At 49.7% G+C, this 592-nt stretch carries 1 protein-coding gene; it reads left to right on the top strand.

What is annotated here, in order from left to right; all coding sequences use genetic code 11:
* Positions 1–592 (top strand): DUF4372 domain-containing protein (locus tag E0E16_RS15060; protein ID WP_130828422.1); only part of this gene is annotated, 592 nt, incomplete at both ends.

A 592-nucleotide genomic window follows, 5' to 3' on the forward strand; every position in this document is an offset into this window, starting at 1 on the left:
AAATAAGCCGTCGGAACGGCGGTGAGCGGTATGTGAAGACCTTTGATGGCTTCACCCATCTTCTTACGATGCTGTATGCAGTCATCATGCGCTTCGACTCCCTGCGCGAGATAGAGGCGGCAATGACGGCTGAGGTGCGCAAGCTTCATCACATAGGCATTGACAGGGTTCCTAAGCGCAGTACCCTGTCAGACGCGAACGCCAGACGCTCGGAGAAATTCTTTGAGGACGTGTATCACGACCTTTACGAGTCCAATAAGGACAAACTTTCTTCGGACAGCCGACGCAATGGTACGGAGGAATGGATAAAACGTCTGAGAATCATCGATTCCACCACGATAACCCTGTTCTCTAACGTCATCTTCAAGGGTGTGGGACGGCATCCTAAGACGGGAAAGAAGAAGGGAGGCATAAAAGTGCATTCCGTCATTCATGCAAACGAAGGAGTTCACTGTGACGTGAAGTTCACTTCTGCTGCTACCAACGATTCCTTTATGCTCGCCCCCAGCCATTTCAAGCATGATGAAATCATTGCCCTGGATCGTGCATATATCAACTATGAAAAGTTTGAGGAACTGACCGAGAGGAACGT

It is taken from the genome of Prevotella rectalis, assembly GCF_900607215.1.
GTDB classification, from domain to species: domain Bacteria; phylum Bacteroidota; class Bacteroidia; order Bacteroidales; family Bacteroidaceae; genus Prevotella; species Prevotella brunnea.